General features: G+C 50.9%; 6 protein-coding genes, 2 tRNA genes and 1 rRNA gene. 4 read left to right on the top strand and 5 right to left on the bottom strand.

Annotated features, from left to right (window positions below; genetic code table 11):
* Nucleotides 1–33: 33 nt before the first annotated feature.
* The 4 genes from rrf to B5E67_RS14885 all read left to right on the top strand — a co-directional run bounded on the left by rrf (nucleotide 34) and on the right by B5E67_RS14885 (nucleotide 818).
* Nucleotides 34–150: ribosomal RNA gene (gene rrf, locus B5E67_RS14900) — 5S ribosomal RNA — on the top strand.
* A 48-nt stretch (nucleotides 151–198) separates the two neighbouring features.
* Nucleotides 199–273, top strand: a tRNA-Glu gene (locus tag B5E67_RS14895).
* Between the two features lie 3 nt (nucleotides 274–276).
* A tRNA-Lys gene (locus tag B5E67_RS14890) sits at nucleotides 277–352 on the top strand.
* Entirely contained in the window at nucleotides 345–818 is a 474-nt protein-coding gene (locus B5E67_RS14885; protein ID WP_204246564.1) for a hypothetical protein, read from the top strand. The genes B5E67_RS14890 and B5E67_RS14885 overlap by 8 nt, the downstream gene beginning before the upstream one ends.
* Nucleotides 819–1,112: 294 nt before the next feature.
* Here the strand turns inward: B5E67_RS14885 and B5E67_RS14880 are convergent, their stop codons facing one another.
* The 5 genes from B5E67_RS14880 to B5E67_RS14860 form a co-directional block, all read right to left on the bottom strand.
* Nucleotides 1,113–1,499 carry a YbaN family protein gene (locus B5E67_RS14880; RefSeq protein ID WP_087385874.1) on the bottom strand — a complete coding sequence of 129 codons (387 nt, stop codon included), beginning with the start codon at nucleotides 1,497–1,499 and terminating at the stop codon, nucleotides 1,113–1,115.
* Nucleotides 1,496–1,825 (bottom strand): nitrous oxide-stimulated promoter family protein, encoded by a 330-nt coding sequence (locus tag B5E67_RS14875; RefSeq protein ID WP_087385877.1) that lies wholly within the window; start codon nucleotides 1,823–1,825, stop codon nucleotides 1,496–1,498. Before B5E67_RS14875 ends, B5E67_RS14880 begins: the two co-directional genes overlap by 4 nt.
* An 88-nt stretch (nucleotides 1,826–1,913) precedes the next feature.
* A complete protein-coding gene (locus B5E67_RS14870; RefSeq protein ID WP_204246563.1) occupies nucleotides 1,914–3,554 on the bottom strand; it encodes an ABC transporter ATP-binding protein in 1,641 nt (546 codons plus the stop codon).
* Nucleotides 3,551–5,281 carry an ABC transporter ATP-binding protein/permease gene (locus B5E67_RS14865; RefSeq protein WP_087385873.1) on the bottom strand — a complete coding sequence of 577 codons (1,731 nt, stop codon included), beginning with the start codon at nucleotides 5,279–5,281 and terminating at the stop codon, nucleotides 3,551–3,553. Before B5E67_RS14865 ends, B5E67_RS14870 begins: the two co-directional genes overlap by 4 nt.
* Nucleotides 5,282–5,600: 319 nt before the next feature.
* Nucleotides 5,601–6,329, bottom strand: a 729-nt coding sequence (locus B5E67_RS14860; RefSeq protein ID WP_143405443.1) for a LysR substrate-binding domain-containing protein, incomplete at its 5' end; no start/stop codon positions are given.

The raw sequence follows: 6,329 nt of genomic DNA, 5'->3' as shown, positions 1-6,329 counted from the left end.
ATAGAGAGATTGTTCAGATCTAAACTCTGAACAGCCGGTGTCGATGACGGTGAGGTCCCACCTGTTCCCATTCCGAACACAGAAGTTAAGCTCACTTGTGCCGAAGATAGTTGGCTGGAAACGGCCTGTGAAAATAGGTAGATGCCGGCTTCTCTCATCCATCAGAATATTGAAACCGTATTCTGATGGTTTTTATATGGCCCGTTGGTCAAGCGGTTAAGACAGAGGCCTCTCACGCCTTTAACATCGGTTCGATTCCGGTACGGGTCACCATATGCACCTCTAGCTCAGTTGGTAGAGCAACTGACTCTTAATCAGTGGGCCCAGGGTTCGAGTCCCTGGAGGTGCACCAGCAAAAAGACGCAAAATCGAAAGATTTTGCGTCTTTTCTTTTTGCGAGCATGGATCGCATGAGAGCGTATCAGGAGCAGGAAACAAAGGAAATGCTGGCTCCGGCAGGTAAGCTTGTGTTTGCTGTAGATACGATTGCTGATAGATGTGAGAACGACAGCGATTATAAAACGGCCATTTCCGTAAAAACAGAGCAGGGATTTGATCTGCTGTTGAGAAGCAAGAATTACTACGACGAGGAAACTCAGACGCAGTTTTCTCCGGCAATTTATGAGCTGTACAATGGGACAAAGCTGTTGCAGAGTGAGCCGATGGACTTTCAAACCCATCTATACAAATTTGGCGAGATGGAATGCTACTTGAAAGAAATTGGATTTACAACCGTAAAAACCTATTCATCGTTTGAAAAAGAAAGAGCTGTTGACGATCAGTGTGACATGTTCTTGTTTGAATGCAGCTTGGGATAATCGGGTTACGCAAATAATAAAATAATCAAGACATAACAGCCGTTGCAGGAACACAAAGTCCGCAACGGCTGTTTTCATTTTCGACAGCTCTATTCACTTTGAGCTTGTCCTTTGTGAACGTCGGCTCAAGCTCAGGTGTGGTAAGATTTCATGTTGTCTATCATCGGGATCGAATCACGGTTTATCCAGTATGAATCAGGCAAAGCAAACGAACCGGCGGCGATGCGGTCGTGAAAGTGAACACCCCAAAAGCGTCAAAAGAGAGATCATCGGCAACAGGGTATGCAAGCGATTTTATTTTACAGGTTTATCTTTAACCACATGGTTTTTTACCCCAAAGCAAAAGTAAAGGATATGGAACAGCCATACTGCGCCGAGAATCGCGCAGGGAATGTAAAGGGACTTTTGAAACATGATCAGGAAGCCGAATAGCATAAGGAGCGTGACGGTGACCATCACGCGAATTTTTGCTTTCCAGGTCATGCCCTGACCCTTTACATAGGTTTCCAGGTTGTTTTTATATAATTTTGTACCCTTAAACCAGCGGTCCAGTTTTTCAGAACTTTTGCCAAAGCAAAAGGCTGCCAACATCAAAAAAGGGAATGCCGGAAGCAAGGGCAAGACTACACCCAAAGCTCCTACTCCAAGGCCCAAAATACCGAAGGTGATTTTGCCAGTCATGTTTTGTGCATCCTTTCTTTTACGGTTAAGAGCATATGAGACACTGCCAGAACAGGATGATAGAGAAGCATCCTGGGACCAGAAAAGCGCATGATTTCCCGGATTTTTGTCCGCATTTCCGGGCGATAGCAATGTACTTTGCAGTTTGAGCAGAACGTTTTGCTTTCCATAAATGGGCAGTGATTAGAGCGGTCTATGGCATAGGACAAAACTTCCCGGCAGTCTGGGCACAAATCAGACCGATGATGTTGCTTCTTGCAATAAAGTTGGATCATCTGGGCAACAATCCGCTTTTCCTGTTCCCGCTTATCCGCGATGGATTTCATGGTGATCATCCTCTCTGTGTTTCCGATAGTTAGCAATAGCTAACAAAAAACCAGAAATAAATTGCCCTCATAAAAAGGGCAATTTATTTCAGCTCACACGGCCCTGTTCCACGCAATATTGCTGTTCTACGATTCCCATTGTAGATTGCCGGTGGGATACCAACACGATGGTCTGCTCTCCCTTTACCTGTTGCAGCGACCGCAAGATAACGGCTTCGTTCAGACTGTCAAGATTGCTGGTGGGTTCATCCAGCAACAGCAGTGGCGCCTGGTGCAAAAAAGCGCGGGCAAGTCCCAATCTTTGGCGTTCTCCGCCAGACAGGGAATCACCCAGCTCGGCTACAGGTGTGTCGTAGCCCTGGGGAAGGGAAACAATAAAGTCGTGTACCGATGCCTTGCGGCATGCCTCTTCCAGCTCTGCCTGGGTGGCATCCAGCTTGGCAATTCTCAGATTGTTGGCGATGGTGTCGTGAAACAGATAGGTTTCCTGGGTGACATAGCTTTCCATATTGCGGAGGTTTTCCGTGTTGATGTTCTGAATGGGTCGATCTGAGATACGGATTTCCCCCTGCTCTGCTTGCCAGAAGCGCATGAGCAGCTTGAGCAGGGTGGACTTTCCGCTGCCGCTTCGGCCCAAAATCCCAACGATTTTTCCCTTGGGAATATCCAGATCCATGTGGGACAGGATCTCTTCCTCATCATAGGAAAAACTGAGATCGCTTACGGCAGCCCCGTCAAAGGCAACTGGCGCATAGCCGCGGACATCTTCTACCACCGGCTGTTCCTCCAAAAGATCCAGTACCCGGTTGCCCGCAGCAAAGGTATTCTGCAGGGTAGAACCCAGAGCGGCCAGGGCAACGCTGGGGCCAAAGGAACTCATCAAGGTGAGGGTGGCAATAAGGGCGGCCGAAAATCCGCAGAGCGTGGCTGCCGCATACAGCATGATAAAATCGAACAGCAGGATCACGGTGTTGGTGATTGCGCTGTTGCGGCCAGAGATTCGCTTGGCCTTTTCCTCCTGCCGGGACAGCTGTACGCCTCGCTGTTCCAGTTCTTGCCGGCGAGTCTGGCCCTGTCCGTATTGCAGGGTCTCGGAGAGACCGCGCAGACTGTCCAGCACAAAGCCGGAGAGCTGACCGCTTTGGTTGCGGACCTGCTGCCCCACATCTCCACTCCAGCGGGAGGTCAGCCAGGGAATCAGAATTCCCACTATGCCGTGGGCGAGAAGCGCAAGGACGCCCAGGGCCGGGTGATAGCTCCACAAAAATGCAGTGACCAGCGCTGTGTACAGCGCCGCAATGCAGATGGGGGAGATGGTATGGGCGTAGAACACCTCAAGCAGTTCAATGTCCGAGGTGATGACGCTGATGAGGTTTCCCTTGTTCTTGCCTTCAAGTTTCGCGGGACACAAGCGGCGCAGGGCAGCAAAAACCCGATCCCGCAGCAAGGCCAGCAGCTTGAAGGCAATAAAATGGTTGCAGGTCTGTTCACCATAGCGCAGTGCGCCCCGCAGAAGGGCACAAAGGCCGATCAGAAGGAACAACATGGACAGGGAGAGGGGTTGTTCCACACCCAGAGCATTCAATAGGGCAAAGCCGCCGAACACGGTGATGGCTGTGGCACAAAGGTGCCCCAGAAGCCCCAAAACGACAGCCAAACTCATATATCCGGTCAGAGGTCTTACCAAACCGACCAGCTTCGCCATGACTTGAATCCCGGATCGCTTCATCTTGCAGCCACCTTTCCGTAAGTTTCCAGTTGTTGCTGGGCGTTCCACAGACGGGCATACTCGCCCTGCTGGGAAATCAGTGTCTCATGAGTGCCTTGCTCGGCAATAACGCCTTGCCGAAGCACATAAATCGGATGGGCACCGGCCACATTGGCCAGCCGGTGGGAAATCAAAATGACCGTTTTATTCCGGGCGAGCCCTTTGATTTGTTCCATAATGGCATTTTCACTTTCTATGTCGATGTTGGAAGTGGCTTCATCAAAAATGTAGATGGGTGTGTCGTGGAGCAGTGCCCGGGCAACTGCCAGACGCTGGCGCTGCCCGCCTGAAAAATTGACGCCGTTCTCCTCCAGCTCTGTGTCCAATCCCTGTTGCGCGCGCAGGAAATCCGCCAGCTTTACCTGCTCCAGGACACGCCAGAAATCGGCATCGGTGGCCTCCGGATTGCCCATTTTCAGGGTATCTCTGACGGTGCCGCGGAACAGATAGCTTTGATGGCCTACGTAGGTGATATTCGCTGTCAGAGCGTCCTCCGCGATGTCAAGGATGGGGATTCCGCCGATGGTAAGCTCTCCCTGAAATCCGCGTATCCGCCCCATGAGAATGGCGGCAAGGGTGGATTTGCCGCATCCGCTCTCGCCGACCAGCGCTACAAAACGACCAGGCGGAACGGAAAAATCAATTCCGCGCAGGATCTCCCGATCGGACTCATAGCCAAACCGCAGGTCTTTGCAAACCACGGTACAATCTTTGGGGAAGGCATGGGTTCCAGTCTGTGCATCGGGGAGATCCAGCAGAGCAAAAAGTTTATCTGCTGCCGCCATGCCGTTCATGGCGATGTGAAAATAGGAACCCAATAGGCGCATGGGCAGGAAAAATTCGGCCGCCAGGAGGATGACCAACAGCGCTCCGAACAGGGACAGGCTCCCGGCGTGGAACTGCCACACCGCCAGAATTATGCCCAGTGCAGCACCGCCGTAGGCGATAAGATCCATGACAATGATGGAGTTCAACTGCATGGAAAGAACTTTCATGGTAATTTTGCGGAAGCGTTCAGACTGCTCGTTCATCTTCTGATGTTGGTGGGCGTCCGCTTGATAAATTTTAAGAGTTGTAAGCCCCTGCAGATTTTCCAAGAACGAATCGCCCAGGGAGGTGTATTCGCCCCAGTATTTCCCCAGGAGTTTCTTGGCAAAACGCTGTACTGCCACAATGGTCATGGGGATCAGGGGGACGCAGAGAAATAAAAGAACCGCACAGGGCAGACTAACAAAGCTCAAAACCGCAAACAGGGTTAAAGGTGCAAGAATCGAGTAGCACAGCTGAGGCAGATAAGACCCAAAATACACCTCCAACTGATCTACACCTTCTACTGCCAGCTGAACTACCTCAGAGGTTCGGGCTTTTTGCTGATACGCCAGGCCCAGGCGCAGTAGTTTCTCATAAATCATGGTGCGCAGCAGTTGCTTTACCTGCTGCGCGGCGTGGTGACTTACCCGGCTTGCCAGAGATGTGCATGCGTACCGTATGGCCAAGGCAGACAGCAGGATCCAAATCGAGTTTTTCCACACCGCCAGATCGGCCCCGGCGGAAAGCTGACTCAGAAAAAGGGAAATTCCGAACATCAATACAATATTGCAAAGCAAAGAAATCCACTGGAAAAACACCTGTGCCGACACATATTTTTTGCTCTTGCCCATGATGCGCATCAGCCGTTTATTGATCATCACTTCAAACCTCACACTGTTAGCTAAAGCTAACTTCTGGCCGTAATAATAAGCTAACCACAGCGTGGTTAGCTTGACCTAACGATTGGTATTGTAGCAGAAATTCATGGCTGCGTCAATACATCGATTTTCATAATGAAAGCAGGCGACCACAAGAGCGAAACCGCTCTGAGGGATTGGATGATGCGGCGGAAGATGGATTTTCCGAACATTTGCACAATCCAGCGAACGATGGATTGAACGGGTATTCGGTGAAGCTTGATCTTCTATAGCATCGAATGTTTCGATGCTATAGAAGACCGCATCCCAAAGCAGGAGCTCATTCCATCCAGTGAATCCAATCGGCGGCAAACAGATTCTCTTTTAGGCACACAAAGTAGAAGGCTCCGCTCATAGGCGTTTCTGCCAGATCAAACCGGGCCAGCACCCCGGAATCCGATTCTTTGGATACTGCTGCCTCGTATAGAAACGAGATCCCCAGACCATCCGCAACCAGAGATTTGATGGTAGAAAAATCGCTGATGGTTGTTGTTTTGGAAAAGCGATTCAGGGTGCGGTTGTGGCGGCGCAAGGCGTCTTCAAAGATGGTTCGAGTGCCCGAGCCGGGCTCTCGGATTAGAATGCGCTCTGCATCCAGTTCCTCTATAGCCACCGTTCTGCCTGCAAAATGATGATCTGGCGAACATACTCCGAAAAAAGGTTCCTTTCGGTACAAAGTTGCATCGTACCGGCTGCGATCGAAAAAACCTTCCAACAGCACGAAATCCAGCCGGCCGGACTCCAAAGACCGCAGCAGCGTCTGGGTATTGTCTACCGTTAGGGAGAAATTAGCCTCGGGATGTTCCTGCAAAAAGCGTTTCACCTGCGGCGCAATCACGAACTCTCCAATGGTTTTGGAGGCTCCCACCCGCAGAGAGACCGGAGAAGGAGATTTCATGGCTTCTTCTGCCTTGCGGCTGTTGTAGGCCAGGGAACGGGTATACTCAAGCAGCTTCAGACCCGCCTCTGTCAGCCGCAGGATTTTGCCCTCATAGATAAAGAGCCGGCA

Origin of the sequence: Faecalibacterium sp. An122, from assembly GCF_002160895.1 — a bacterium.
Taxonomy (GTDB): Bacteria; Bacillota; Clostridia; order Oscillospirales; family Ruminococcaceae; genus Faecalibacterium.
Note: the sequence above shows the minus strand (reverse complement) of the source record. Positions and strands in the feature narration are given on the sequence as shown.

Excerpts from the sequence above, each read along its gene's own strand:
- B5E67_RS14880 (WP_087385874.1), bottom strand. The coding sequence starts at position 1,499 with ATGACTGGCAAAATCACCTTCGGTATTTTGGGCCTTGGAGTAGGAGCT.
- B5E67_RS14875 (WP_087385877.1), bottom strand. The coding sequence starts at position 1,825 with ATGAAATCCATCGCGGATAAGCGGGAACAGGAAAAGCGGATTGTTGCC.
- B5E67_RS14865 (WP_087385873.1), bottom strand. The coding sequence starts at position 5,281 with ATGATCAATAAACGGCTGATGCGCATCATGGGCAAGAGCAAAAAATAT.
- B5E67_RS14870 (WP_204246563.1), bottom strand. The coding sequence starts at position 3,554 with ATGAAGCGATCCGGGATTCAAGTCATGGCGAAGCTGGTCGGTTTGGTA.